24 protein-coding genes are annotated in these 25416 nt (G+C 57.7%); 6 read left to right on the top strand and 18 right to left on the bottom strand.

Annotated features, from left to right (window positions below; genetic code table 11):
* Nucleotides 1–705: an SGNH/GDSL hydrolase family protein gene (locus GOW93_RS10920; RefSeq protein ID WP_254443515.1), complete on the top strand. Its 705-nt coding sequence runs from the start codon at nt 1–3 to the stop codon at nt 703–705.
* Here the strand turns inward: GOW93_RS10920 and rarD are convergent.
* From rarD to GOW93_RS10855, 13 genes are all read right to left on the bottom strand, one after another.
* Complete coding sequence (gene rarD / locus GOW93_RS10915; protein WP_170384287.1) at nt 696–1571, bottom strand: EamA family transporter RarD; 876 nt, start codon at nt 1569–1571, stop codon at nt 696–698. The genes GOW93_RS10920 and rarD overlap by 10 nt on opposite strands.
* 269 nt (nt 1572–1840) lie before the next feature.
* Nucleotides 1841–4294, bottom strand: a complete 2454-nt coding sequence (locus GOW93_RS10910) for a GcvT family protein (RefSeq protein WP_170383998.1) — start codon at nt 4292–4294, stop codon at nt 1841–1843.
* A gap of 89 nt (nt 4295–4383) precedes the next feature.
* Nucleotides 4384–5355, bottom strand: a complete 972-nt coding sequence (locus GOW93_RS10905; RefSeq protein WP_170383996.1) for a GlxA family transcriptional regulator — start codon at nt 5353–5355, stop codon at nt 4384–4386.
* 10 nt (nt 5356–5365) lie between these two features.
* Entirely contained in the window at nt 5366–6259 is an 894-nt protein-coding gene (locus GOW93_RS10900; RefSeq protein WP_170383994.1) for a homocysteine S-methyltransferase family protein, read from the bottom strand.
* Nucleotides 6260–6271: 12 nt separating this feature from the next.
* Nucleotides 6272–7324, bottom strand: a complete 1053-nt coding sequence (locus GOW93_RS10895; RefSeq protein ID WP_174819081.1) for an alcohol dehydrogenase catalytic domain-containing protein — start codon at nt 7322–7324, stop codon at nt 6272–6274.
* 12 nt (nt 7325–7336) lie between these two features.
* Nucleotides 7337–7813 carry a cupin domain-containing protein gene (locus tag GOW93_RS10890; protein ID WP_170383992.1) on the bottom strand — a complete coding sequence of 159 codons (477 nt, stop codon included), beginning with the start codon at nt 7811–7813 and terminating at the stop codon, nt 7337–7339.
* Nucleotides 7814–7830: 17 nt separating this feature from the next.
* Nucleotides 7831–10281 carry a GcvT family protein gene (locus tag GOW93_RS10885; protein WP_170383990.1) on the bottom strand — a complete coding sequence of 817 codons (2451 nt, stop codon included), beginning with the start codon at nt 10279–10281 and terminating at the stop codon, nt 7831–7833.
* A gap of 15 nt (nt 10282–10296) precedes the next feature.
* Nucleotides 10297–10677, bottom strand: coding sequence for a GFA family protein (locus tag GOW93_RS10880; protein ID WP_170383988.1), 381 nt, complete (start codon nt 10675–10677; stop codon nt 10297–10299).
* A gap of 4 nt (nt 10678–10681) precedes the next feature.
* Nucleotides 10682–11305: a LysE family translocator gene (locus tag GOW93_RS10875; RefSeq protein WP_170383986.1), complete on the bottom strand. Its 624-nt coding sequence runs from the start codon at nt 11303–11305 to the stop codon at nt 10682–10684.
* Nucleotides 11305–11874 (bottom strand): helix-turn-helix domain-containing protein, encoded by a 570-nt coding sequence (locus tag GOW93_RS10870; protein WP_170383984.1) that lies wholly within the window; start codon nt 11872–11874, stop codon nt 11305–11307. The genes GOW93_RS10875 and GOW93_RS10870 overlap by 1 nt, the downstream gene beginning before the upstream one ends.
* 175 nt (nt 11875–12049) lie before the next feature.
* Entirely contained in the window at nt 12050–12787 is a 738-nt protein-coding gene (locus GOW93_RS10865; protein WP_170383982.1) for a hypothetical protein, read from the bottom strand.
* 55 nt (nt 12788–12842) lie between these two features.
* The gene (locus tag GOW93_RS10860; RefSeq protein ID WP_170383981.1) at nt 12843–13298 is read right to left on the bottom strand and encodes a GAF domain-containing protein; all 456 of its coding nucleotides are present in this window, start codon (nt 13296–13298) and stop codon (nt 12843–12845) included.
* A 54-nt stretch (nt 13299–13352) separates the two neighbouring features.
* Entirely contained in the window at nt 13353–14525 is a 1173-nt protein-coding gene (locus tag GOW93_RS10855; RefSeq protein ID WP_170383979.1) for a thiolase family protein, read from the bottom strand.
* Nucleotides 14526–14626: 101 nt separating this feature from the next.
* On the opposite strand from GOW93_RS10855, the gene GOW93_RS10850 reads away from it, so the two are divergent.
* The 3 genes from GOW93_RS10850 (at nt 14627) to ggt (ending at nt 17227) form a co-directional block, all read left to right on the top strand.
* Complete coding sequence (locus GOW93_RS10850; RefSeq protein ID WP_170383977.1) at nt 14627–14965, top strand: STAS domain-containing protein; 339 nt, start codon at nt 14627–14629, stop codon at nt 14963–14965.
* Nucleotides 14966–14997: 32 nt separating this feature from the next.
* On the top strand, nt 14998–15438 hold the full coding sequence (locus GOW93_RS10845; RefSeq protein WP_254443514.1) for an ATP-binding protein: 441 nt from the start codon (nt 14998–15000) through the stop codon (nt 15436–15438).
* Between the two features lie 211 nt (nt 15439–15649).
* Nucleotides 15650–17227, top strand: coding sequence for a gamma-glutamyltransferase (ggt, locus tag GOW93_RS10840; protein WP_170383973.1), 1578 nt, complete (start codon nt 15650–15652; stop codon nt 17225–17227).
* A gap of 23 nt (nt 17228–17250) precedes the next feature.
* Here the strand turns inward: ggt and hspQ are convergent, their stop codons facing one another.
* The gene (gene hspQ / locus GOW93_RS10835; RefSeq protein ID WP_170383971.1) at nt 17251–17577 is read right to left on the bottom strand and encodes a heat shock protein HspQ; all 327 of its coding nucleotides are present in this window, start codon (nt 17575–17577) and stop codon (nt 17251–17253) included.
* An 80-nt stretch (nt 17578–17657) separates the two neighbouring features.
* Between hspQ and GOW93_RS10830 the strand changes: the two genes are divergently transcribed.
* Complete coding sequence (locus tag GOW93_RS10830; RefSeq protein WP_170383969.1) at nt 17658–18539, top strand: AEC family transporter; 882 nt, start codon at nt 17658–17660, stop codon at nt 18537–18539.
* 60 nt (nt 18540–18599) lie between these two features.
* Nucleotides 18600–19181, top strand: a complete 582-nt coding sequence (locus GOW93_RS10825) for a lytic transglycosylase (protein ID WP_170383967.1) — start codon at nt 18600–18602, stop codon at nt 19179–19181.
* 12 nt (nt 19182–19193) lie between these two features.
* On the opposite strand, the gene GOW93_RS10820 is transcribed toward GOW93_RS10825, so the two are convergent.
* The 4 genes from GOW93_RS10820 to GOW93_RS10805 form a co-directional block, all read right to left on the bottom strand.
* Nucleotides 19194–19790: a LolA family protein gene (locus GOW93_RS10820; RefSeq protein ID WP_170383965.1), complete on the bottom strand. Its 597-nt coding sequence runs from the start codon at nt 19788–19790 to the stop codon at nt 19194–19196.
* Nucleotides 19791–19829: 39 nt separating this feature from the next.
* Nucleotides 19830–22733 carry a DNA translocase FtsK gene (locus GOW93_RS10815; protein ID WP_170383963.1) on the bottom strand — a complete coding sequence of 968 codons (2904 nt, stop codon included), beginning with the start codon at nt 22731–22733 and terminating at the stop codon, nt 19830–19832.
* Between the two features lie 14 nt (nt 22734–22747).
* A complete protein-coding gene (locus tag GOW93_RS10810; RefSeq protein ID WP_170383961.1) occupies nt 22748–23929 on the bottom strand; it encodes an aminotransferase class I/II-fold pyridoxal phosphate-dependent enzyme in 1182 nt (393 codons plus the stop codon).
* A 109-nt stretch (nt 23930–24038) separates the two neighbouring features.
* Nucleotides 24039–25367 (bottom strand): amidase, encoded by a 1329-nt coding sequence (locus GOW93_RS10805; protein WP_170383959.1) that lies wholly within the window; start codon nt 25365–25367, stop codon nt 24039–24041.
* Nucleotides 25368–25416: the final 49 nt, after the last annotated feature.

The raw sequence follows: 25416 nt of genomic DNA, 5'->3' as shown, positions 1-25416 counted from the left end.
ATGCCTGTTGCCCCGGATCAACTGTTACGCGTGCCGTTGCTGCCAGTGCTGGCGGCCCAGGGCCTGTCGGTGCGACGCAAAGCCCAACTGCTGCCCGAGCCGATTGGCCCCCGCAAAGGGCGCGAAGGACGAGGACCCCGATTGCGTCTTCTGATTGCCGGAGACAGCTCAGCCGCCGGGGTCGGCGCGGGAACACAGGCGCAGGCTCTGTCCGGGTATCTCGTGGCCGCGCTGGCCAAACACTATGCGGTGGAATGGCGATTGGAAGCCGCGACCGGGTACACCACGCAGGATACGATCGAACGGCTGCAAGGGCTGAACGGCCAGTTCGACATGGCCGTCACAGCGTTGGGTGTAAATGACGTGACCTGCGCAACCACCCGCAGGCGCTTTGTCGAACGACAGACCGAGCTTCTCCAATTATTAACCGATACTTTGGGTGTGCGGCGACTGGTCGTTACAGCCGTACCACAGATGCACCGCTTTCCCGCCTTACCACAACCACTGGCCTGGGTTCTTGGCTGCCAGGCCGCACGGCTGGATCGAGGTCTGCAACAGGTTGCAGCCAACTTTCCTCAGGCGCGGCATCTGGCATTGGATTTACCCGACGACCCAACCCTGGCGGCCCCAGACGGCTATCATCCCAGCCCGAAAGCCTATGCCATCTGGGCCGCCGAAGCCGCCCGCCTTCTGCGTCAGGCCTGAGCCCGCATTTGCCGGATCATCGGGATCGAATAGACGATCAAAGCCGTCCAGATCAGCGGAAACGCAATCATACGTCCACGGTCAATCTGTTCGCCAAACACGGTGATGGCGGTGATGAAAATCATGGTTGGCGCAATATATTGAAGGATGCCCATCGTGGACAGCCGCACCAGCTTGGCCCCATTGGCATAGACCAGCAGAGGCACAGCCGTTACTACTCCCGCACTGGCAAGCAGAATGGTGTCTGTCACGCCCACGCCAAAATGTCCGGTGCCTTGCACACCCAGCCACGTAACATAGGCCAGCGCCGGGATCAGCAGGATAAGAACCTCAAGCAGAAAGCCCTGATTGGGTCCGATAGGAAGTGACCGCTTGAAAAAGGCATAAAATCCCCAGCTGACCATCAGTCCAAGCGCAGCCCAAGGCAAGCTGCCAGCCTCGACAATAAGAACCAGAACGCCCAGCGCTGCAATCGCCACCGCCACGAGTTGGATTTTCGTTAACGGTTCACGCAGTAAAACCGCACCCAGCGCGATGCTGAATAGCGGGTTGATGTAATACCCCAGCGCCGCATCCAACGCATTCCCACTGGCAATTGCCCAGACATAAATTGCCCAGTTTACGGATATGAGCGCAGCAGTCAGACAGGCCATCGCCAACATTTTCGGGTTTGCCAGTGCCGCCTTCAGATCCCGCGTCCGCCCTAACATCACCAACAGCAACCCAGCTACGGGAACAGACCAGATGACGCGATGCGCAACAACTTCGGACGCACCCACATGAGCCACGGCCTTCATATACAGCGGCAGAAAACCCCACAAAACATAAGCTGTGACGGCCAGCGCCAGCCCTTTGGGCGTATCCATAGTGTTTGGCGGTACGGGGGTGTCTGCCACGGTGGGGTCTCCGACTGATACCCTACGTCTCTACGGCAAATCAGACTTGGTTGGGAACTGTTAAAACTGTGAAGCAGGTCATCAAGAATTCTGATATGTCGCGCCTAGTGGCGTTTCACGTTCCCAGAGACTTCTTAGGCAAGATGGACCAAGAATCCCCTGTTCATCTGGCTAAAAATATCCCGCGGGAGCCGCCCGAACGGGCGGCGGGGGCAGAGCCCCCAACCTTTCGAACCAAATCAGGCTTTAACCCGTTCGGATTTCGGGTCGTACATCGGTTTCAGCGACGCCTCTGCCTTGACCTTCACACCGCAAACGTCGATCTCATAGGTCGAGGCCAGCACATCCGCCGCCTTTTCCCCCTCACAAGGAACATAGCCCAGACCGATAGCGCCACCCAGCGTGTGGCCATAGTTGCCAGAACTCAGATAACCGACATACTCGCCGTCGCGAACGATCGGTTCATTATGGAACAGAAGCGGTTCTGGATCGGTCAGTTTAAATTGCACCAGACGGTTTTTCGGCCCGCTTTCCTTGCGCGCAATCACTGCCTCGCGCCCGATAAAATCGCTGCCCTTGTCGACCTTGACGGCGAAGCCCAAGCCCGCATCAACCACGTGATCTTCACAGGTGATATCGTGGCCGAAATGGCGGAACCCTTTTTCGATCCGACAGCTATCCATCATGTGCATCCCACAGAGTTTGAGGCCCAAGTCCTGCCCGGCCTCGTGCAAGGTCTCAAAGACATGCCCGGCCATGTCCGACGAGACGTAAACCTCCCAACCAAGCTCACCTACGTAAGTAACGCGGTGCACGCGAGCCAGCCCCAAGCCAAGCTCGACCTCTTGCGCAGTACCAAACGGGTTGGCCGCATTCGAGAAATCAGCAGGCGAGACTTTTTCAAGCAGCGCCCGCGCATTCGGGCCCATCACGGCCAGAACGCCTTCGCCAGCGGTCACGTCCGTGATCACCACGTTGAAACCACCCACGTGACGCATCATCCAGGTCTGGTCGGCCAGTCGGGTCGCAGCGGGCGTGACAACCAAATAGGCGGTTTCAGACAGGCGAGTGACAGTCACATCAGCCTCGATCCCGCCCGAGCGGTTGAGGAACTGAGTATAGACGATCTTGCCGTTCGGCACCGAGTAGTCACCGCCACCGACATAATTCATGAATTTCTCGGCATCGGGGCCTTCAACGCGGATTTTCCCGAACGAGGACATGTCATACATGCCTACATTCTCGCGCACGGCACGGTGTTCGGCGGCGGAATTTTCAAACCAGTTCTGGCGCTTCCAGCTGTACTGATACTCGCGCTCCTGCCCTTCATTGGCAAACCAGTTGGCGCGTTCCCAGCCGGCCAGCTCACCCATCACAGCGCCCTGTTCCAGCAGGTGGTGGTGGAACGGGGTTCGGCGCACGCCGCGTGCCGTGGCCTTCTGACGATAGGGGAAGTGATCCGCATAAAGCAGGCCCAGCGTTTCCTTGGATCGCTCGAACAGGTATTTTTTATTACCCTGAAACGGCTGCATCCGGCTGATGTCCACATCTCCCAAATCAAACGGCTTCTCTCCGCTGTCCATCCATTCGGCCAATGCCATGCCTGCACCACCGGCAGACTGAATACCGATCGAGTTAAAGCCTGCGGCAACCCAGACATTATCCATCTCGGGCGCCAGGCCCAGATGATAAGCGTCGTCCGGAGTGAAAGACTCCGGGCCGTTGAAGAAAGTATGAATTCCGGCTTCGGCCAGCAGAGGCACACGCTCGACTGCTTTTTCGAGGATCGGCTCGAAATGGTCGAAATCTTCCTGCAGCTGGTCAAACTCAAACGACTCGGGGATACCTTCCATCGCCCAAGGCTTTGATTCCGGCTCAAAGGCACCCAACAGAATCTTACCCGCGTCTTCCTTGTAATAGGCATATTCATCCGGAACCCGCAGCACAGGCAGTTGGGTCATGCCTTCGATGTTCTCGGTCACGATGTAGAAGTGTTCGCACGCATGTAGCGGTACGTTCACGCCCGCCATCCGTCCAACTTCGTGGCCCCACATACCGGCGCAGTTTACCACCATTTTGCATTCAATATGACCAGATGCGCTGCCATCGTCGGCAACCCAGTCGACACCCGTGACCTTGCGGCCCTGCTTGACGATTTCGGCGACTTTCACTCGCTCCTTGACGATGCCACCGCGTTGCCGCGCGCCCTTGGCCAGCGCAAGGGCGATATTCGCCGGATCGCCCTGCCCATCCAGCGGCAGGTACACTGCACCTTTGACACCCTCGAGATTGATATGCGGATACAGCTCCTGCACGCGCTCGTTCGAAATCTCTTCGACCTCGACACCAAAAGCCCGCGCCATGGCCGCCTGGCGATAGATCTCTTCCCTGCGCTCTTCGGTTAGCGCCACGGTGATAGACCCACAACGCTTGAACCCGGTGGCCACACCGGTTTCTTCTTCCAAGGAGCCATAAAGCTCCTGACTGTATTTCGCCAACTTGGTCATATTTGCGGTTGCCCGCAGCTGGGCAATCAGACCGGCGGCATGCCATGTTGTTCCGCTGGTCAGTTGCTTACGCTCAAGCAGAACTACATCCTTCCAGCCCTTCTTGGTCAGATGATATGCGACCGAGCATCCGATGACGCCGCCGCCGATGATGACCACTCGGGCCTTGCTGGGAAGATCAACCATCCTGAAATCTCCGCTATGTCAGGTTTGGGTCAAATTGCCATGAAAGATCGACATTAAAAGCACGAAAACCGTCACAGCGTTGCTGATTTTCACCTTTGTGATGCCGCCCGCTTTTCCCGCCTTATGACAAACGGTGTAACGCCGAAGAAGCTCTTGTAAATCGAAGAAAATCCGTTTGGAAAACCGCAAGCAAGGCCGATTTCGCGGACGCTCATCGTGGTGTTCAACAGCAGATTATTGGCCTTGGACAACCGCATTTCACGGTAGAATCCATTTGGCGTGGTGCCGAAGAATGTTTTGAACTTCCGCTCAAGCGACCGATTCGACAGGTGTAGGGATTCGACGATCTGGTGAATCGGCAGAGGATCCTCGATATTGGCCTGCATCAACTTGATGCACTGGTCCAGTTTGGCATCCCCTGTCGAGGTCAACTTTGCCCCGGAAAACGGCTGCATAGACGAAAAATCGCGAATGTTTTCGTGCAGCATGATGTCGGCCACTGTCATTTTCGCCGGGCCAGAGATATGGCGGCCAATCACGGCAAGCGCGATGTCAGTTGTCGCCTCCATCCCGGCGCAGGTCACCACCGCGCCTTGTTCGGTTGCGATTGATAGTTTGGCCTCAAACCTAGCCCCGCGTTCACGCAGGAATGAGGCATTTTCCCAGTGGGTTGCCATATCGTCGGTGCCGTGCTCGTTAATATAGCGACTTGCAGCTTCGGCCAGCAGAAACACCTTGGCACCGCGAAAGGTGTAGTCGGACACGACACGCCCTAGCGACAGGGCAGGATGGTCTGGGTCAGAATTGCCGATTACGAACAGATAGTCCGCATTGGGCTGCGCGGGAACTGCTTCTGTCTGAACCACCGCGTCACTGCTGCTGGATATCGGGCCGCCTTTCAGAGACCGGTAGGAGTAGGTGAACGGGGGAGTCGGGCATACCCGGTTAGCCAGCCGAAGCACATCGACCAGAGACGCCAATTCCAGCAGCACATAACCGGGTGCAACGAGAATATCGAAATGCTGTGGCCTTTGTGTTGAAGTGTCAGGTGGTTTTGGCATCGTTTGGACCTCAGACAATCTGGTGGCCGGCAGCGAGCAAGCGGTCGGCCAGCGTTTTGATATGATCCGGACCAACCTCGCAGCATCCGCCAACGATGGTCGCCCCTAGCCCAACCCACTCCATCGCGTGATCGGCATAGGCGTCGGGTCCCAGGTCCCGCCGCTGTTCCAGTGCATCTACCGTGGGTGCGTCTTGCAGAAAACCTTCGGTTATCGCGGTGAAGCCATTGGCATAGGCACCATACGGCCGGCCCAATGTCTCAATGATATTCAACGCGGCAGGAATGGCTTCGGGACGGGAACAATTGATCAGCACAGCCTCGGGCGCAAAACGTTCGACCATTGGAGCGATATCGGATAATGGCTCGCCCGAGCGCAACCGCGTGCCGTCATCATCCATCACCGACAGCGCAATCCAAACCGGCTTGCCCGCCTGCGACGCACCGCGCAGGGCGCCCTCGGCTTCCTGCACCGAGCACACGGTTTCGATCAGGAACAGATCGACACGATCCGCCATGAGAGCACATAGCTCAGCAAACTTAGCCGCCGCATCGGTAGGGTCAGGGTTCAGGTCTGGCCGGTACGAGGCCAAGAGCGGTCCCAGCGCGCCAGCAATGCGCCCCCCGGTGCCCGCTCTGGCGCGTTCGGCCTGCGACAGCGCGACGTCGATTAGGGTGGGCATCTGATCCTCCAGCCCGACTCTGACAAGACGTGACCGATGCACCGCATAGGTATTCGTTGTGGCAATAGTTGCCCCGCATTGGAAATACGCGGCATGGACATCACCCACCAGATCCGGGTGATCCATCATCACCTGCGTCGACCATAGCGGCGTCGCCCTGTCGCCGCTGCGCTTGACGAGTTCCTGCCCAATAGAGCCGTCCAGAAGAGTGATATCCGCCATATCTCAGCCTTTTCAGGGAATTAGAACGAGTTTGCCCGGAAACGCCTTGGATTGAAAATCCGCCTGCGCCTTTGCGATGTCCCTTAATGGGTAAGTCTTTGAGATCAATGGCCTGACCCGCCCGGCATTGATCAATTCGACCAGCCGACCAAAGACCTCGAACGCCTGATGGGTGCAGCCGTGAATGGTGATGTCGCGCAGATAGATATCACGCAGGTCGGCTTGCACGATCGGGCCTGCAATTGCGCCGGACACCGCATAATGCCCGCCCGGCTTCAGCGCCAGGATCAGGCCCGCCCATGCCGGACCACCCACCACATCAATCACCACGTCGAACATATCGGCAGGCAGTTCTGCGCCTCGGTCGAACGTGCCCACTGCGCCCTGGCTTTTGACCACCTCGGCCTTGGGTGCACTTGTCACGCCCCAAACCGTTGCCCCCCGTAACGCCGCCAGTTGCACGGCCGCCAGCCCCACCCCGCCGGAAGCGCCGGTAACCAGCACCTTTTGCCCCGAAGTCACACGCGCACGGGTCAGCAGGTTCTCGGCAGTGCCAAAAGCGCATGGAATGGCAGCGATCTCTTCATCTGACAGTGGAGAAGCGCTGACATCATAGAGGTCTGCCGCCTCAACCAGACAGTATTGCGCAAAGGCCCCATCCATTTCCGAACCCAACGCGATAAACCCCGTCGGGTTGCCCGGTCGGGGACGGGGCAGGTTGATGGGGCACGTCACGCGCTGACCCGGTTGGAATGTCACCCCTGAACCCACCGCTTCGACGACACCGCACAGATCACCACCCTGAATGCGCGGGAACTGCAGCGCACCACCCCAACCTCCGGCCTCGACGTCCTGATCTACGGCATCGGTTGCACCAGTCACACCCGAGGAATACCAGCCGACCCTCGTGTTGATATCCGTGTTGTTGACCCCTGCGGCCAACACCCGAACAAGCACCTGCCCCGGACCCGTCTGAGGGACCTGTATGTTATCGCGCCATTCCAACGCCTCGGGTCCGCCGTGTTGGGTCAGGTAAACGCCGGACATGACTTGGGGTATTGCCATCAGATGTTACCTTTATGCCGGATCGTCGGGATGAGGTGGGACCGGCCCCATCGGAATGATGTCATAACGGGCGTTCAGCTCAGCCATCTTTACCTCATCTGCGAAATCGGTTGCGGTCATTGTCGAAAGCTCCGCAAGGAACCCATCAAACCCCGCGGGCTGAAAAATCATCAGCATTCGCGCCGGCGCAGTGTCGGCCACGCGGCAGGCATGCGGCACCCCCGCCGGAACGTGCATCGTGGTACCCGCCCCGCACCGATGCCAGTCTCCATCGACGTAGAAATCCACCGCACCTTCCAGAAAATAGAAGGTCTCGGCATGGGTGTCGTGGCGATGAAGACCAAGCGCGAAGCTGGCCTTCAAGTTGTCTTCCATGAGCGTATAGGCGCCATCCGTATCTTGGGCCGAGACCTTTACGAACGTATGGTCGTTTTCCCAGTCATAGTTGGGGCCCTCACCGGGCCCCAATTTGGAATATCGCTTGCTCATGGCTCCTCCGTCGGGGGTTAGGCACGCAGCCGTTCGTTTTGAGGATCCCAGAGCGGCTGATCCTTTTCTACCACAGCGCGGCGCCTCTCGCCGTAGATTTCCACCTCAAGCTCGGTGCCGGGATTGGCCAGTTCGGTCTTGATCATGCCCAGCGCAATGGACTTGCCGACACGGTATCCCCATGCGCCCGAGGTGGTTTCGCCCACGATCTGATCGCCATACCAGATACAGGACATGTAAGGCGCGTCACAATCGCCGGCATCCACAGTCAGCGTGACAAAGGATTTCTTTACGCCCTGCTGTTTTTCATTCTGGATCGCGGCCTTGCCGGGGAAGTCCTGTGGCTTATCCAGCTTGACGAACCGTTCCAAACCGCCTTCCAGCAGCGAATAGTCGGTCGACAGGTCGCCTTTCCAAGCGCGATATCCCTTTTCAATCCGCAGCGAATTCAGGGCATACATCCCGAACGGCTTGGCCCCCGCATCAATGATCGCGTCATAGATTGCGGGCATGTGTTCGTTCAGAGCATGTACTTCCCAGCCCAACTCACCGGCAAAGGAAACGCGGATCAAATATGCGGGCTGACCTGCAACTGTGGCCGCCTGATGGGTCAACCACCCTGTGGTCAGATCGGCATCTGTCAGACCTGACAGAATTTCCCGCGATTTCGGGCCTGTCACGATCAGGGTGTCTCGTGTCGTCGTGACGTCCTCAATCGAAACGCTGGCAGGCATCGCGTTCATCAGGATGTCGCGGTCATGCCACTGCGCTGTTGCCGCGGTGATCATGACAAACTCATCCTCACCCAGGCGGATACAGGACATCTCGGTCAGAATGCGGCCACGGTCATCGGAGATATAGATGAGGTTCATCCGGCCGACTTTGGGCAACCCGCCGGTTGCGAGGCCGCGCAGCGCCTCGGCGGCGCCCTCTCCCTTGACCATGAAGCGCGAGAAGCCTGGCAGATCCAGCACTCCACAGTGGTCTCGCACGGCCTCGCATTCTTCTTGGATCCGCTGTTCCCAAGGGCCCGAGCGGCCCCAAGTATGGGTCGCCTCAAGCGATGTGTCATCGCCCGGCTTTGCGAACCAGTTGGCGCGTTCCCAGCCGTTATAGGCACCCATCACGCCGCCCAGCGCTTTGACCTTGTCATGCACCGGCGACAGTTTTTTATCGCGTGCTGCTGGCCATTCGTGTTGGGGGAAGTGCATGGCGTATTCGTTGCCATAAACCTCCATGCCTTTCTGGTTGCAGTAGTCCTGATCGGTGTAATCGGTGTAGCGGCGCGGATCGACGGCCCACATATCCCATTCGGTGTGACCATCCACGATCCATTCGGCCAGCACTTTGCCTGCGCCGCCGCCCTGCGCGATGCCGAAGGTAAATGTGTGTGCCTCGAACGCATTTTTCACGCCGGGCATCGGGCCGATCAGCGGCAGACCATCCGGCGCATAGGGGATCGGGCCGTTGATCACGCGACCGACACCCGAGGTTGCCATCAACGGCACCCGTTCCATCGCGTCGGTGACGATATCCTCGATCCGGTCCAGATCATCGTTCCACAACTGGAACGAGAAATCCTCGGGCATCGGGTCATCCTCGGTCATCCAGTGGCCCTTGCAGTTGGGTTCATAGGGACCAAGGTTGAAGCCGTGCTTCTCCTGCCGCAGGTAGTACGAGATATCCACGTCGCGCAGCAGAGGCAGTTTCTTACCGCCGTTTTCCTTGGACCACGCTTCGACCTCAGGGATTTCGTCGGTCAGCAGGTACTGGTGGCTCATGACCATCGCAGGCACGGTGCGGCCGCCAAAAGGCTTGAACCACTCACCCACGCGCTGAGCGTAATACCCGGCTGCGTTGACCACATAATCACAGGCGATATCGCCCTTGTCAGTGTGTACGGTCCAGGTGCCGTCATCATGCTGTGTTACGCCGGTTGCCGGGCAGAAACGGATGATCTTTTGACCCATGTCGCGGGCACCCTTGGCCAGCGCCTGCGTCAGCTGCGCCGGGTCGATGTCGCCATCGGTCGGGTCATACAGAACACCCTCTAGATCGTGGGTTTCCAGGAACGGATAGCGTTCCTTGGCCTCTTCCGGTGTCCACATTTCCATCGGGATGCCCTGATACAGGCCCATCGACATCGCGCGCTCGAACTCCTGCATCCGTTCCTTGCTGTGTGCCAGACGGATCGAGCCAGACTGATGGTAGTTCATCGGATAGTCGACTTCTTCACCCAGACGCGCATACAGCTCGGTTGAATAGCGCTGCATGTTCATGATCGCCCATGAGGTCGAAAAGGTCGGCACGTTACCCGCCGCGTGCCAGGTCGAACCGGCAGTCAGCTCGTTCTTTTCCAGCAGAACGCAGTCGGTCCAGCCCTTCTTGGCCAGATGATACAGCGAGGAAGCCCCCACCACGCCGCCACCGATGATAACCACGCGGGCTTTTGTCGGAAAATCACTCATTGATCTTGATCCCTGTTACTGTGCCTCTTGAGGCAGATCGTCTGTGATGTCGTAGTAATCGCCCTTGTCGGCCACAAAGATATGCCGGGCGAGCTTTAGTCCCGTGGGTTCGCTAAGCGCCCCCATGGAAATTGAGATCGTGTCCTCTTGGTTGTGCTGCCAGAAGAGGAATGAGCCGCAAGCATTGCAGAACCCGCGTCGGGCAATATCCGAGGCGCGGAACCAACTGAGACTATCGCTTGCAGTGAAACTGAGATTGTCCTGATGAGTAGAAGTTGAGGCCCAGACATGACCTGATTGCTTGCGGCACTGGCCGCAATGGCAGGCCGACGGCGGCGACAGCTCTCCGTCAATTGTGAACGCGACCGCGCCGCATAGGCATGAACCAGTGTGCATGTACCTACCCCCTTGCTGCGGGCGTGGTGCTGGCCCCCAGCAACACGCCGTAAATGATGAAACAGGTTGCCATCACGCGGCGAACCCAAGTGTTGAACACCGCCCCTATCGCCGCCTTGCCCATCAGTGCACCCAATAGAGTGAACCCGGTATAGCTGAGCGTGGTGATGACCAGAGCGGTGGGCATGATCACCCCCATCTGCTGCCAGATCGGCACATCGGGTTGGACAAACTGCGAAAAGGCAGCAAGGTAACCGGCCACGCTTTTGGGATTGATCGTCGCCACGGCCAGCGCATGCAGATAAATGTGCCGGGCGGGTCTTTCCGACGCCGGGGCGGGCCGCGTGGCGTTTATCCAGCCGCGAATACCAATCCAGATCAAGAAGCCCGCGCCCACCAGCTTGGCCACGAAAAACCCATTCGGAGACGCCGCGATCAATGCCGTAACACCCAGCGCTGACATGATCAGAAACAAGCTGGCCTGCGTCAGAATTGCCAACACCCCCAGCATCGCCTTGGGAAACGGCAAGCTCATCCCGTTTGAGATACAATTGACTGCATTCGGCCCTGGGGTGGTTACGAACACCACCCAAAACAGCGCGAATATGGTCCAGGCCTCAAAACTCATCAATACACCGGCGGAGCGATCACCCAGATGGCCACGGCGGGCTCATCATAGGGGTTTGCCCATTGATAGGGTTCATGCTTGATTCGAAAACTGTCCCCCGGCCCGACCGAGAACTGCCGGGAACCTATAGTCAGGTCCAGACGGCCCGAAATCACATAGCCGACCTCCTGCGTAGGCCGGTCTGCGGGCTTTTGCATTTTGGAGCGGGGCTCGAAAGTGGAATGCACCATCTCGAAATCATCGGTCAGATCGGGCGAGAGTAATTCTTCGATCAGCCCCTCTTCACCGGACCCCATTGGCCGACGCGTTCCTGCGCGCACGACATAGCCCTGCTCATCGACCGGCACCGAGGAATGGGCGAACAGCATGGACATGGGTACGTCCAAACATTCCGCAATCTGGCGAAGGTCCGAGATCGAGGGGTCTGACATGTCTCGCTCAACTTGACTGAGCCACCCGACCGAACGGTTAAGACGCACGGAGATCTCGGTCAGCGTTAACCCGCGCGCCTTGCGCAGGGCGCGGATATCCGCACCGAGTGTCGCGCTGTGTGTGGCTTGCGTGTTCACCGATCAATCCTTGATGTTCGTGAAATTTCTCCCTGTAATTTCACGATGCCCCGATTCTATGAAAAAACCAAGATTTTTTTCACGAGCGCTTACAGGCTGTTAGATTGACCGACGATGAGCGGCGCTCAGACAAATAAAAGTGCAAACGATGACGCGCGACTCAATCGACGATCAATCAATCTTCGGCTGATCGAAATGAATACCCGAGCGATTGCTCCAGATCGGCATCAAGCTGTGAGTTTATGAAGTCCACGTCTTTCGAGCTAATCTGGCCGACCTTGCCCTGCCTCATATTAGGCGGCATGACGCCCATCGGCTGATCTGGCCATTCAAACGGTATTAGACTGGTGCCAAAATTTTGGGCAACCACGCCTAGAAATGCGTCTGGGTTTTCCTTGAACGCCTCAAACCGCCAGACAACCAGATTGCACAGACCGTTGGCGAGACCTGTCCAGTGCCGCAATTTGGTGGTGCGCATCCTGATCAGGTTATCAAAGCGCAAGCCCGTCAATGGATCACGATCCTGAAGTATCGGAATATTCGAGTACTGATTGGGCGGCAGCTTGAAATAGCCTTTGGGTCGGTCGATTTCTGAATCCCATGGTGCCCGGATAAAGCCTGAGAACCCCAAATTCCTCATCGACGCGGCACAGTGCCAGGGTTTGTCATACATACTGGCGAGCCAATCATAGGGATCACGCACACAGACCACGACCAGAACGTCTTTGGAAATCCCCACCCCTTGGACAAATCCATGCTTCCATCCGAGTTCATTGCTGGGCTTCAAACCAAGAGCCCGCCTGATGATGAATTCGCTGATATTGGTCCCAGAGGACCGCTCACCAACCACGGCAAAACGCTGAATGGGGCGGTCGTATACCCGATTGACAAAAAGTCCGTCTGTACCCAGCAAAACCGTCCCTCAATTGATCCAGCCGCAGGTTAAGCTGCGGCTGGGTAATGCAAGCTCACGCGCGTGCAAAACTATCATTCAAAATACCCAGCAAAGCCTCAGCATCCCTTTGGGTAAAGGCATCGCGTTGGTTGCTGTCGATATCGAACACGGCAATTACTTCACCGGATGAGCCGCGCACCGGCAAAACCAACTCGGACCGGGTGGACGACGCACAGGCGATGTGGCCCGGAAAGGCATCCACGTCGGGCACCAACTGCACCTCACCCGTGCGCGCCGCAGCCCCGCAGACGCCCCTCTCGAAAGGGATGACCAGACAGCCATGACCACCTTGATAGGGACCGATCTTCATCAGCCCCGGCTCAGTCACGCGATAAAACCCGGTCCAGTCGAATCGATCATCGGCGTGGTGTACCTCGCAAGCGATTGTTGCCATCAAAGCGATCTGATCGGTTTCACCGTCTGTCAGGGCGGCAATGGTTTTGGCTAGCGTGTTGTAGTCAGCAGTCATGGTCGTGCTCTTTGGTAGAGGTATGCGCTGGAGTATTTGGAAAAAGACGAAGCGTCAAACGCGTTCGATGGCGATGGCCGTCCCTTCTCCGCCGCCGATGCAGATGGCTGCGACGCCGCGTTTCAGGTTCCGCTTTTCCAGAGCGTTGAGCAAGGTGACCATGATCCGCGCACCCGATGCACCGATGGGGTGACCCAGCGCGCAGGCACCGCCATTCACGTTAACCACGTCGCGCGGCAGCCCCATCTCATGCATGAAAGCCATTGGAACGACAGCGAAGGCCTCGTTCACTTCCCACAAGTCCACGTCGTCTTTTGACCAGCCGATGTTTGACAGCAATTTTTGGGCTGCTGGAACCGGAGCCGTCGTGAACAGACCCGGCGCCTGCGCATGGCTGGCATGGCCGACGATCCGGGCACGTACTGTCAGACCCTGCGCCTCGGCCGCATCTACGGACGCGAGCACCAACGCAGCGGCACCATCAGAGATGGACGAGGAATTGGCCGCCGTCACCGTCCCATCCTTGCGAAAGGCCGGTTTCAGCGTCGGGATTTTGTCGGGACGCGCCGATTTCGGCTGTTCGTCATGGGTAAAGGTAACCTCACCCTTGCGGGTGCGGGTCACGACCGGTGTAATTTCGGTGTCAAAGGCCCCGTTTTCCTGCGCAGACAACGCGTTAGACAGGGATTGCAGCGCGTATTCGTCCTGAGCTTCACGAGTGAATTGGAAGGCTTCGGCGCAATCCTCGGCAAAGGTTCCCATCAGGCGGCCTCTGTCATAGGCGTCCTCAAGGCCGTCCAGAAACATGTGATCTACCACCTGGCCATGCCCGATCCGCGCACCGCCGCGCATTTTGGGCAACAGATACGGCGCGTTGGTCATGCTCTCCATGCCGCCCGCGATCATCGTGTCCGCGTGGCCCAGCGCGATCTGGTCAAAGGCCATCATTGCCGCTTTCATCCCCGATCCGCACATCTTATTCAGCGTCGTGGCAGGCACGTCTTCGCCCAAGCCAGCCGCAAACCCAGCCTGTCGAGCCGGGGCCTGACCTTGTCCGGCAGGCAACACACAGCCCATTAAAACCTCGTCCACTGTTTCAGTGCCAGCACCCTGCAACGCTGCGCGAATGGCCGCTCCGCCCAGTTCAGTCGCGGCGGTGCCGTCGAACATTCCTTGGAATCCCCCCATGGGTGTGCGCGCCGCCCCTGCGATAACCACCTGCTTCATCGCTATACTCCTCCATTCTCCCTTATCGACGGATACCGAATGGTAAGATTTCCCGTCTAGCGTATTTCTACCAGTGAAATTCAAATAAAGGACCGTCAAGCATGGCTCTGACCAGCATTACGACCGACACAACCCAGGTCATCAAGGTGCAGTCCGACCGAATTGATGCGGCCATGGCCATTCAGTTCAAAGAAGACATGCGGAACGAAGCAGAAGGTGGTTCCGCCAGAGTGATCCTGGATTTAACCAGCGTCGAATTCATTGACTCAAGCGGACTTGGCGCGATCGTCGCCTCGATGAAGCAACTTGGACATGACCGCAGGTTGGATTTGGCCGGCCTGCACCCTTTTGTCGAGAAGGTATTTCGACTGACCCGCATGGACACTGTATTCAAGCTCTACCCGACGTTGGATGATGCCCTGTCACCGGCTTCAGATTGACCCGCTTGATCATCTGAATAGGCGCGATGCCCATGAGTAATGGCAAGTATTTGGACCTGAGCTTTGCCGCAACCGAAGCGGAAGCCAGCTTGGGGATTGCGCAACTCAGCCGGGGTCTGGCAGCGCAGGGGCTTCCGGCACATAAGGCAGGGGATGTCAAAATCGCACTGGCCGAAGCGATCAATAACGTGGTCGAACATGCCTATGCCGACATCACACCAGCACAGGTTCAGGTGAGATGCCGCCTGCATCAAAACTGGCTTGAGATCCTGATTTCAGACACAGGCAACCCGCTGCCCGGATTCCGTGTACCAGACGGCATTCCGGCTGCGCTGGGCGCAACCCGTGATGACCTGCCCGAAGGTGGATTTGGCTGGTTTCTGATCCACGAACTGACCAGCGATATCCGCTATAGGCGCGACAGCGGAAGCAACCGGCTTTCACTGCGCTTTGATTTTCCAGAAACCACGTGAAAACAAGAAACGCCACATTAAGGCCCAGATCAAACCATTGTCGCGCCGCAAACCTCGGGCAAAGTTAGTATTGTAGCTCAGATAGCTTCCCTCGGCGTCGCATGTCACAGCCCCCACCCAGTGAACGACGCCGAGGAACTTCCCATTGAATTGACTGGACAACTCCGGACCGCGCGATACCTTCGGCGCGTTCTAATGGGGAAATTGCACCATGCGGGATTTTCACACTCCGGGCCGGTCCGAAGTTTTGGCGACCGAAGGAATGTGCGCCACGTCTCATCCGTTGGCTGCGAAAGTGGCCGTAGATATTCTTGCACAAGGTGGCAACGCAATGGACGCCGCCATCGCCGGAGCGGTATTGCTGGGGATTTGCGAACCTCAAATGACCGGTTTGGGCGGCGACTGTTTTGTGCTGTTCAACCGGCCGGGCGAAGATCAGGTCCGCGCCCTGAATGGATCGGGCCGCGCTCCAGCCGCAGCAAATGCGGAAATGCTACGAGCGCGGGGACTGACTGCGGTGCCATTGAACACGGCAGACGCCGTAACCGTTCCGGGCGCGGTCGACGCGTTCTGCCACCTGGCGGAGACCGAGGGCAAGCTGGGGCTCGACACCATATTGCAGCCCGCCATTCACTACGCCGACGCCGGCGTGCCTGTGGCATCCAGAGTTGCCTTTGACTGGAAATCCGGAGCCGCCACCCTGCAAGGCGCGGCGCGGGCTCATTATCTGATCAATGATAAGGCACCTGAGGTCGGACAGGTTTTTCGTTCTCCCGGTCAAGCCGAGGTTCTGCGCCAAATCGGCCGGAACGGACGCGACGCGTTTTATTCAGGTGACATCGCCGACGACATGATCGCCGCACTTACCGACTTGGGCGGCGTCCACACCGCCCAGGACTTTGAGGCCACCCGATACACGGAAACACAACCCGTCAGCGGTGATTACAAAGGGTTGGAACTGGTCGAGCATCCGCCGAACGGCCAGGGCGCCACAGCCATTTTGCTACTGAACATCCTCAAGAATTTTGACCTCGCAAACATGGACCCGTTTGGGGTCGAGCGCATCCATATCGAGGCAGAAGCCTCCAAGCTCGCCTATGACGCCCGCAACCGGTTCATTGCCGATCCGGATCACACAACACATGCCGAGCGGTTTACGGATCAGGCTGTGGCCGACAAGCTGGCCGCCCTAATCGACCCGCAACGCGCGATGCTCGCCGCCGCCCCGCTGACTGAATCCGTTCACAAAGATACCGTCTATATCACAGTAGTGGATCGGGATCGAATGGCCGTTTCGCTTATCTATTCGATCTTCCACAGCTTCGGGTCGGGGATCGCATCCGAAAAATATGGCATTCTGCTGCAAAACCGTGGTGCGGGCTTTACCTTGCAAGCCGGTCATCCGAATGAGTTGGGTGGCCGCAAACGGCCCATGCACACAATTATCCCCGGAATGTTAAAGCAGAATGGCCGCATTCAGATGCCATTCGGGGTGATGGGCGGCGCATATCAACCCACTGGTCACGCCCGGTTCGTATCAAACCAGATTGATCACGGGCTGGATTTGCAGGCCAGCATCGATGCGCCACGCGCCTTTGCCGACAAGGGTGTCTTGAAACTGGAACGCGGCTTTTCGCCTAAGGTAGCGCAACAATTACAGGATTTAGGACATAATGTTGAGACCCCGGAAACTCCCCTAGGCGGTGCGCAAGCGATCCGAATCTCTGATAATGGCGTTATGATCGGTGCAAGCGACCCGCGAAAAGACGGCTGCGCCATTGGATACTAACAGTAAGGACTGGTCTTTTTCACTTAGTTTAGATGGAAATGAAGCGGGTATGAGCCGTTCTCGAACGGTCCGAACATATCTGGGATATCAGGGTGCTCAACTGGCTCGCCCGATTGGTCTTCAATCAGATTTTGTTCTGAAACATAAGCAACATAGAAGGATTGGTCGTTCTCGGCCAGCAGATGGTAAAACGGCTGATCTTTTATTGGACGGCTATCTTCGGGGATGGCCTGATACCACTCTTCCGTGTTTGAAAATTCGGGGTCTACATCGAAAATCACCCCCCGGAAGGGATGTTTTTTATGCCGGACCACTTGGCCCAGACCGTACTTTGCGCGTGTCTTTAGCATTGTCTCAGCCCCCAATGCTTTTACTACCTCTTTCCGCGTCAAATTGCCAATCATTGATCTGAAATTAAGGGAAACAGTCTGTGAACCTATTGCTAACAGTGTTCGAAATCGTGGCCCCAGTATTCATTTTGGCGGGGATCGGTTTTGCCTGGGTCAAGCTTGGATTCGAGTACCGGTTGGAGTTCGTAACCCGCCTTGGCGTAACCCTCGCAGTGCCCAGTCTGATCTTTGTGGCATTGATGCAAACTGATATCCCAGCCGGAGATTTGACCCGTTTTACACTGGCGGCGATCACCGGGCATGTCGGGCTTGCCATTGTCTTTGAAGTCTTTGTGCGCCTGCGGGGTTTGGATCGCAGAACCTATCTGTCACCCTTGATTTTCGGGAATACCGGCAATCTGGGATTGCCTTTGTGTATCTTTGCTTTTGGTCAGGCCGGTTTGGGTTATGCAGTCATCTTTCTGGCTGTTACTGCCCTGCTGTCTTTCACATACGGCATCTATTTGGTCGCAGGGAAAGGCGGATTTGGCAAAGCGGCCGGAGAACCCATGGTTTGGGCCACTTTGCTGGGCGCGTTGTTCCTGTGGCGTGGCTGGCAGACCCCGCTTTTTTTGACCAATACGCTGGAACTTTTGGGCCAGATGGCCGTGCCGATGATGCTGATCACAGTCGGTGTCGCCATCGCCCGCCTGACAACGCAGAAAATTGGCCAGGCCATCTGGTTGTCCCTGATCAAGCTCGTCGTGTGCTTTGTCCTTGGATGGGGTCTGGCTGTTTTGTTCGGCCTGGATTCTGTCGGGTTTGGCATCATGGTCCTGCAGATGTGCACACCGGTCGCCGTTACATCTTATTTATTGGCCGAACGCTTCAAGGCAGATTCAGACGCAGTGGCTGGAATGGTCATGATCTCAACTATTCTTTCCGTCGGTGCGTTGCCTCTAATTCTAGCTATTGTTCTGTAGCGATTGTGATTTCCTCAAAGCTCAATCTGCGCTAGAATAAAGAAAAAAGGCACGAGGCACATGAGCAGAATTCTTTTTGTACTCCTTGGGGTGCTGCTTTTGGCATCCTGTGGGGGTGGTTCGAAACAGCCACCCAGCAAGCTAAATGACGCGTGCAGCATTGCGCGCGAAAGGCCTGACTATATCAAGGCCTTCAAAAGTACCGAGCGTAAATGGGGCGTCCCTGTTCACGTACAAATGGCGACGATCTATCAGGAAAGCCGTTATCGCCATGACGCGCGAACACCGCATAAATATGTTCTGGGTGTAATCCCGATGGGCCGACAAAGCAGCGCCTATGGGTTCAGCCAGGCGCTGGATGGCACCTGGGATCAATACCAGCGCGAGACCGGCAAGCGCCGGGCCAAGCGCGACCGTATCCGCGATGCGTCAGATTTCATCGGCTGGTACATGAACAAAAGCTATGAGCGGAACGGCATTCACCCCGGTGACACCCGAAACCAGTACCTTGCCTATCACGAGGGCCATACCGGCTATGCCCGTGGCAGCCACTACGGCAAGCCTTGGCTATTGAACGTCGCCAATGACGTGGACGCCCGCGCCAGATTGTATCAGGCACAACTGGATGGTTGCCGACTCTGACGTGTCTACGGGTCAGCGATTGGCTGACCCGCTTCTTTTCGAGTTCGAGAACAGATCACGGCTCAGACTAGCACCCGTGTCCAGTTGCCCCAACAAAACAGTTGTCTGACTGCCCGCATTGTCGTGAATCACCCATTTACGCAGCTCGATAGGGTTGTCTGTGAACATCAGCTCAATACGCCCGGTATCCGGGTTTTTCGGGTCTTGCGCAGTAACTACGGTTGCGGTGCCGTCGAAATCATGGCCCACGACCATATTCGCCTGCCCCAGATTCACATTACGCGCTAGGACCAGTGACAATGGTGTCCGCTTCAACGGGTATTGCTCGGGCGGCTGGTTCGACTTGGGGTCAAAGATTTGCACTGTGCCCGCATTTGCCAGAACTACGGCACTATTGGGCGGATCATATTCAAACCGCATCTTACCCGGTCGCTGCATCCACAGCTTTCCGGTGCTTAACGAGCCATCATCGTTCACCTGCGTAAACGTTGTCTCGACGGCTTTAAGACCATTCAGGTAATTGGAGATCTGCGACAGCGGCAGCTTGTCCGCCGCCCAGGCAGAAGGCGCGGCAAGTATCAAGGCAAGGGCAAAGGCAATCTGTTTCATGGCTCACAGATATGCGCTCTGCCCTTGTTATTAAATATCCTATTGCTCGGGGACGAGGATTTCCCGCTTACCGACGTGATTTGCCGACGAAACAACGCCTTCATCTTCCATTTGCTCAACAAGCCGCGCAGCTTTGTTATAGCCAATGGCAAGTTTCCGCTGGATATACGAGGTCGAACATTTGCGGTCCTTGATCACAATAGCGACCGCCTGATCGTAAAGGGCATCTTCTCCGTTCGTATTGCCGCCTGTGCTGAGGCCCAGAACAGCGTCGATGTTGTCAGCCTTCTCCTCTGCCGGTCCATCGACAACACCGCTCATGTAATCCGGAGGACCGAACTGTTTCAGGTGGTTGACGATTTCCTCAACCTCCTCGTCCGAAACAAACGGGCCGTGGCAGCGAGTGATTTTGGCGCCACCCGCCATATACAACATATCACCCTGCCCCAGCAGTTGCTCGGCGCCCATTTCTCCCAGAATTGTGCGGCTGTCGACTTTCGAAGTCACCTGGAACGAAATCCGGGTCGGGAAGTTCGCCTTGATCGTACCAGTGATCACGTCCACCGAGGGGCGCTGCGTGGCCATGATCAGGTGAATACCCGAGGCCCGCGCCATCTGCGCCAGACGCTGGATACAAGCCTCGATCTCTTTGCCCGCAACCATCATCAGGTCGGCCATCTCATCGACGATGACGACGATATAGGGCATTGCCTCGGGTGCGAACTCCTCTGTCTCAAACACTGGCTCACCGGTTTCATCGTCAAACCCGGTCTGAACCGTACGGCTGAACAATTCGCCCTTGGCCAGAGCGTCCTTCACGCGGCCGTTGTAGCCGGCGATATTGCGGACGCCCATCTTGGACATCTTCCGATAGCGATCTTCCATCTCGCCCACGACCCATTTCAGGGCCACAACCGCCTTTTTCGGGTCGGTCACAACGGGCGATAACAGGTGCGGAATGCCATCATAGACCGACAGTTCCAGCATCTTGGGGTCGATCATGATCAGACGGCATTCATCCGGCGTCAGCTTATACAGCAACGACAGGATCATCGTGTTGATCGCCACCGACTTACCGGAACCGGTCGTACCGGCGATCAGGAGGTGAGGCATTTTCGCCAGGTTCGCCACAACGGACTCACCACCGATATCCTTGCCCAGCGCCAAAGGCAGCGCATGATTACCGTCACCGAAATCACGGCTGGCCAAAATTTCACGCAGCACCACCATCTCACGGTTTTCATTGGGCAGTTCGATACCGATCACCGAACGGCCCGGCAGAGTCGATACACGTGCCGACAGCGCCGACATCGACCGCGCGATATCGTCTGCTAGACCGATCACACGGCTGGCCTTCAGACCCGGCGCAGGTTCCAGTTCGTACATGGTCACAACCGGGCCTGGGCGGACACTGACGATCTCACCTTTGACACCATAATCATCCAGTACGTTTTCCAGCATCCGCGCGTTTTCTTCCAACGCCTCATCGCTGAGGTGATGACGCTGAATGCTGGCCGGGTTAGACAGAAGGCCCAACGGCGGCAGTTCGAAATCGGAATGCCGTTCCTCGAATGACAGGGCTGGCTGCGCCTCGGCCTGCGCGCGGCGTGAGGGCGGCGGGGTACGGCGGACGGGCTGAGCCACCACCGGCTTGCGCGGTTCGGCCACTGGGATTTTCATTGCCGGACGTTGCTGCGGAACGGGTTCAGGATCGGGCGCGTCTTCGAACACGGCCTCGTCTTCAAATCCTGGCTCGGGCGCAAAGTCATGATGCAAGGGCTCCTGTTGCCACTCCGGTGCCGGGTCCGCTGTCGGCATCGGTTCTGGCGGCAATCCTGCCGAGGTCATCGGCGGTTCAGGAGGCAAATCTGCGCCCGGTCCAGAATTCAGGATAAGCGGGTCAGGCCCACGGCCTCGACCCTTGGTCAAAGGCAGGTTTGGGTCGTGTTCAGGTGCCATCTCTCCTGCTGCCACCTTGCGGTTGCGCACCGCAGCGGAAATCTTGGATCGGATTCGGTCCTCACCGGGCATCTCATCGAAATCTGCAACCGGCTCGTAATCAATTAATTCGGGTTCCGGCATGGGTTCGGGGCGCCGGATCAGGCTGGGCATGCGGGCCAGCAGGCCGGGTTTGGCGGGCTCGGGCTCTTCAAATTCCGGCGCTTCGAATACTGGATCCGCATAAGCCAGATCATCTTCAAACACGGCCTCGGCGGCTTCGCTGCGCGTGGCTTTACGCTCTTCCCACTGCGCGCGGCGGTCGCGGGCAGCCTGCGCTGTCGCAGCTGCGCCTCGGCCCAACAGGGTCATCATCATGTCGTAAGACATTACAAGGCCCAGCAAAAAGGCGCGGAAACCTTTGCGTACATCTTCTTTGGTGAAACCAAGCACGAAAACACCCAAGGCCAACATCCCTGCGGCCATAGCCAGCGACATCAGTTTGACCATGAAATGCGAAGAAATCGGCAGCAGCGTCAGCAAGGCACCCATCACGGTGTCACCAAACAACCCGCCCAAACCAAAGCTGTGAGTCGCGCGCCAAGCCTCCCCCGGCACCAGTGTCGCAGCGTAGACCGAGACAATGGCAATCCAGATCGGCGCAAAGATAAGACGGGCAACCGCGCGGTCTTCACCGAAATGCCCGGCAAACCGCACACCCCAGCCAATCAGCACCAGCGCGATGCTCCAGCTGCCCCAGCCCACGATCATGAACAGCGGTGCCGCGATCGAGGCACCAATCCGCCCCATCCAGTTCTGCACCGGCGCGTCCGTTGAGACCATCCAATTTGGATCATCCGGCGTGTAGGACCAGATCATCGCAGCAGCGGCCAAACCCAGCAGGATCAGAACGATTCCGATCAGTTCCTTGCTGCGCCGTTCAATCGCGGCCTGAGTCGTGCTGTCCAGCAATGGATCGCGGTTGCGCGCGTTGTAAGATGCCATTTTGCCCTCGTACCTCACGAATAGATGCAGTCGCGGAGCGTGATCAGCCCTTGCTGCAACTCTGTTTTTGGGGCCACCATGGCGACCCGAATAAATTGCTCGCCCGGGTTTTGCCCCGGATCACCTTGAGAAAGATATGCGCCCGGCAGCACCCGAACACCGGTCTGCTGCCACAGCTTCAATGCGGTTTCTTCGCCGTTTTCGACCGGCAGCCACAGGAAAAATCCGGCTTCGGGCGGCATATAGCCCTGCAGGCCCGCGAACACCTTATCCGCAATCGCATATTTTTCCTGATAGAGCGTGCGGTTCTCGGCGACATGCTCTTCGTCCGCCCAGACCTTGGCCGCAGCGGCTTGCAACGGCAGCGGCAACGGTGCACCCGCATAGTTGCGCAACTGCTTGACCCGCTTGATGGTTTCAGGACCGCCCGCAATCAGGCCAGACCGCAACCCGGCCAGATTGGACCGTTTCGACAGAGAGTTGAACAAGGTGATCCGCTCGGGGTCTGCGCCCAGTTCCTGCGCAACGGTCAAAACGCCGGTCGGGGCTTCGTCGCGGTAAATTTCGGAATAACATTCATCCGCAAAAATGCGGAAATCGTATTTTTCGGCCAGACGGATCAACTCGGCCCAGTAATCCCGCGAGGCAACGGCCCCCTGCGGGTTCGCGGGCGAACAAATATAGGCCACAGCGGTGCGGTTTAACACGTCCTCGGGCAGACCCGCGTAATCAGGCAGATGGCCCGTTGCAGCAGTTGCAGGCACAAAGATCGGCTCAGCCCCAACCGAGATCGAGGCGACCATATAGACCTGATAAAACGGGTTCGGACACAGGACGACCGGTCTCTGACCGTTCTTCTGCTCGGGGCACAGGGCCATGGCAGCATTGTACAACCCCTCACGGGTGCCATTCAGGGCCATCACGCTGGTCTCAGGGTCCATCGTTACGCCATAGCGGCGACTGATCCAGTCAGTGATCGCGCCGCGCAGTTCGGGCGAACCTTCATTCGGCGGATAACCTTGAAACCCTGCGGCGTTTTCCATGATCACATCCGTCACCCACGACGGGAAGTCATGCATAGGCGCGCCGATGGTCATGTGAATCACATCTCCGCCCGGCTGGTGATGATCCAACAGGGTGCGCAGACGCGGGAATGCATATTCCGGTAGGTTCGAAAACCGCTCGGGGAAATTCATAACTACTGCCTCAATATCGGGATCATTAACGCCCCGCTTTTTTGGCAGATTACAGATCGCTCCCCGTTTCGTCCAGACAAAGAGGTGGCGAATCAGGGGATTGTGGCATTCAGGCCAATACCGCCTCGGCCGCTGAACCAAGCCGCAAAAGCGCCTCTTCCGAACCCGGATACCCCATCATCATCAGCCCACAGCCTTGGGTCCCCGTGGGCAATGTCAGCGCCGCCAGCCCCATCAGGTTGCCAATTCGCGTATTGCGCAGCGCCAACAGGTTTTCAGTGACATAGTAGTCATGATCGCTCATCAACCGCTCCAGTTTCGGCGGTAGAATGGGCGCAGAGGGTGCCAGAACGGCATCAAACCCGGCGGCGGCCGCATCCCAGGCGGCCCGACATGCTTTTAACTTGGACCAGGCCGCAACATAATCGGCACCGGACACTTTTTTACCGGTGCGAAAGCGCTCAAGAATCTCAGGATACATCGCATCCGGGTTGGCCTCGATCACATCGCGCCACAGGCCATAAGCTTCGGTAGTATAGAGAAGACCGGAAAGCCCCATCGCCTCGTTTAATTCGGGCACCTCAAGCGGCACGATTTCCGCCCCTGCATCGCGCAACCGCTCCACAGCATCGTCATAGGCTTTGCGCGGCGCATCGCGCAGGTCGTCCTTGGCCACGTTTTGCAGGTCGGCAAAACGACGGCCTTTCAGGCTGGCCCCGCGCAGATCAGCCGGGTTGCCGCCCTCAAGCAAAGCCAACAAATGCGCCGCATCCTCAACCGACCGCGCCAGCGGACCAGCGGTATCGAAGCGCAGGCACAAAGGTACGACCCCTTCAAGACTGACCCGTCCGGCAGTGGTTTTCAGCCCCACAAGATTGTTCCAGGCCGCAGGGATACGCACTGATCCACCGGTGTCTGATCCCATTCCACCTGCGGCCAAACCCCAGGCTACCGACGCCGCCGCGCCAGAAGAGGAGCCACCGGAAACCGCATCTTCATCATCGACACAGGGCGGGGTTCCGGTGATCGGATTCAATCCAAGGCCCGAAAAGGCTAATTCGCTCATATGGGTTTTACCCAGACACACAGCCCCCATCGCAGTGGTGTTGCGCACGACGACTGCGTCGGTGTCTGGCACCCGGCCCGTCAACAACGCCGATCCGGCCTCGGTGGCAATCCCGGCCGTGTCGAACAAGTCTTTCCAACTGATCGGCACTCCGTCCAACAATGACAGACGCTGCCCCAGCTTGGCGCGCGTTTGCGCTGCCCGAGCCTCAGACCGCGCGCGGTCATGAGTGACGCGAGCATAGATCCGGTCACGGTGGGGGTGGGCATCGATAGCGGACAGATAGGTCTCGGTCAGTTCAACCGGGTCGATCCGGCCCATGCCGATGCCCCGACCCAAATCACACGCCGTCATGGTCAGCCAGTCCTGCATCCCTGCCCCCTTGAAAAATTCTGTTGCAAGGGACGGTAGCGACAGGACT

The sequence above is a fragment of the Ruegeria atlantica genome, from assembly GCF_013032455.1.
GTDB lineage: Bacteria > Pseudomonadota > Alphaproteobacteria > Rhodobacterales > Rhodobacteraceae > Ruegeria > Ruegeria atlantica_B.
Note: the sequence above shows the minus strand (reverse complement) of the source record. Positions and strands in the feature narration are given on the sequence as shown.

Excerpts from the sequence above, each read along its gene's own strand:
- GOW93_RS10920 (WP_254443515.1), top strand. The coding sequence starts at position 1 with ATGCCTGTTGCCCCGGATCAACTGTTACGCGTGCCGTTGCTGCCAGTG.
- rarD (WP_170384287.1), bottom strand. The coding sequence starts at position 1,571 with ATGGATACGCCCAAAGGGCTGGCGCTGGCCGTCACAGCTTATGTTTTG.
- GOW93_RS10910 (WP_170383998.1), bottom strand. The coding sequence starts at position 4,294 with ATGGTTGATCTTCCCAGCAAGGCCCGAGTGGTCATCATCGGCGGCGGC.
- GOW93_RS10905 (WP_170383996.1), bottom strand. The coding sequence starts at position 5,355 with ATGCCAAAACCACCTGACACTTCAACACAAAGGCCACAGCATTTCGAT.
- GOW93_RS10900 (WP_170383994.1), bottom strand. The coding sequence starts at position 6,259 with ATGGCGGATATCACTCTTCTGGACGGCTCTATTGGGCAGGAACTCGTC.
- GOW93_RS10895 (WP_174819081.1), bottom strand. The coding sequence starts at position 7,324 with ATGGCAATACCCCAAGTCATGTCCGGCGTTTACCTGACCCAACACGGC.
- GOW93_RS10890 (WP_170383992.1), bottom strand. The coding sequence starts at position 7,813 with ATGAGCAAGCGATATTCCAAATTGGGGCCCGGTGAGGGCCCCAACTAT.
- GOW93_RS10885 (WP_170383990.1), bottom strand. The coding sequence starts at position 10,281 with ATGAGTGATTTTCCGACAAAAGCCCGCGTGGTTATCATCGGTGGCGGC.
- GOW93_RS10880 (WP_170383988.1), bottom strand. The coding sequence starts at position 10,677 with ATGCACACTGGTTCATGCCTATGCGGCGCGGTCGCGTTCACAATTGAC.
- GOW93_RS10875 (WP_170383986.1), bottom strand. The coding sequence starts at position 11,305 with ATGAGTTTTGAGGCCTGGACCATATTCGCGCTGTTTTGGGTGGTGTTC.
- GOW93_RS10860 (WP_170383981.1), bottom strand. The coding sequence starts at position 13,298 with ATGACTGCTGACTACAACACGCTAGCCAAAACCATTGCCGCCCTGACA.
- GOW93_RS10855 (WP_170383979.1), bottom strand. The coding sequence starts at position 14,525 with ATGAAGCAGGTGGTTATCGCAGGGGCGGCGCGCACACCCATGGGGGGA.
- GOW93_RS10850 (WP_170383977.1), top strand. The coding sequence starts at position 14,627 with ATGGCTCTGACCAGCATTACGACCGACACAACCCAGGTCATCAAGGTG.
- GOW93_RS10845 (WP_254443514.1), top strand. The coding sequence starts at position 14,998 with ATGAGTAATGGCAAGTATTTGGACCTGAGCTTTGCCGCAACCGAAGCG.
- ggt (WP_170383973.1), top strand. The coding sequence starts at position 15,650 with ATGCGGGATTTTCACACTCCGGGCCGGTCCGAAGTTTTGGCGACCGAA.
- hspQ (WP_170383971.1), bottom strand. The coding sequence starts at position 17,577 with ATGCTAAAGACACGCGCAAAGTACGGTCTGGGCCAAGTGGTCCGGCAT.
- GOW93_RS10825 (WP_170383967.1), top strand. The coding sequence starts at position 18,600 with ATGAGCAGAATTCTTTTTGTACTCCTTGGGGTGCTGCTTTTGGCATCC.
- GOW93_RS10820 (WP_170383965.1), bottom strand. The coding sequence starts at position 19,790 with ATGAAACAGATTGCCTTTGCCCTTGCCTTGATACTTGCCGCGCCTTCT.
- GOW93_RS10815 (WP_170383963.1), bottom strand. The coding sequence starts at position 22,733 with ATGGCATCTTACAACGCGCGCAACCGCGATCCATTGCTGGACAGCACG.
- GOW93_RS10810 (WP_170383961.1), bottom strand. The coding sequence starts at position 23,929 with ATGAATTTCCCCGAGCGGTTTTCGAACCTACCGGAATATGCATTCCCG.
- GOW93_RS10805 (WP_170383959.1), bottom strand. The coding sequence starts at position 25,367 with ATGCAGGACTGGCTGACCATGACGGCGTGTGATTTGGGTCGGGGCATC.